Raw genomic sequence first — 1022 nt, forward strand, 5'->3', positions numbered from 1 at the left:
CCCCGCCTCGGGGAAGGCCTCGAGCAAGTGACCGACGATGTGGGCGACATCCAGGGCCCCATCCGCAACGGCGGGGTCACCGACGACTCGACGCCTACGCTCAGCGGCCGGGGCACGCCGGGCGATACGGTCCATGTCTACGACAACGGCACCCGGCTGGAGCCGGTCGTCGTGGTCAAGCCCGATGGCGCCTGGACCTTCACGCCGCCGGTTCCGTTCATCAACGGCCTTCACTCGCTGACCGTGGTCTTCGAGGACCCGGCGGGCAACCGTTCGGATGCTTCCGATCCGTGGGTGGTCGAGGTGGACACCATTCCGCCGGGGCGTCCCAGCATTGATGGGCTGTACAACAACGAGGGCGCCAGCGAGATCTCCATCGCCGAAGGCGGCTCGACCAACGACACCACGCCGGTGCTGCGTGGCAAGGCCGAGGCCGGCGCCACCGTCAAGATCTTTGACAAGGGCGCTCCGGTCGGCACGGCCATGGCCAACCAGAACGGCGACTGGGAGTTCATCCCGACGCAAGCGTGGCTGGCAGGCGAGCACGAATTGACCGTCCAGGCTACGGACGAGGCCGGCAACACGAGCGGTCCGTCCAATTCCTGGCGGGTCAGCATCGATATCTCGGTCCCGGACCGTCCGAGCATCGACGCTGTCTACGACAACGCGGGCGACGTCCAGGGCCAGGTCACCGCGGGCACGACCATCGACGACCCGCGTCCGGTCGTGCGCGGCCGCGCCGAGGCCGGCTCGACCGTCAAGCTGTATGACAACGGCAACCTGGTCGGCCAGACCGTGGCCGACAACCAGGGCAACTGGGAAGTGCGGTCCGACACCCTGGGCCTGGGCTCGCACAGCCTGACGGCCAGGTCGACCGACACCGCGGGCAACGTCAGCGATCCGTCCGACGCCTTCGCCTTCAACCTGATCATCGGCGATGCGCCGGCGGTGCCCGCCATCACCGGCGTGACCGACGACGTGGGCGATTACCAAGGCCCGCTGCAAAAGAACGACCGCACGGA

At 68.2% G+C, this 1022-nt stretch carries 1 protein-coding gene; it reads left to right on the forward strand.

The annotated features are described in order from the left end of the window. Window positions 1-27: 27 nt before the first annotated feature. Window positions 28-1022: Ig-like domain-containing protein (locus tag ACFWP0_RS29590; RefSeq protein ID WP_377848306.1), on the forward strand; the 995-nt coding region annotated here is incomplete at its 3' end.

This window comes from Achromobacter sp. NPDC058515 (genome assembly GCF_042721735.1).
Taxonomy (GTDB): domain Bacteria; phylum Pseudomonadota; class Gammaproteobacteria; order Burkholderiales; family Burkholderiaceae_B; genus Achromobacter.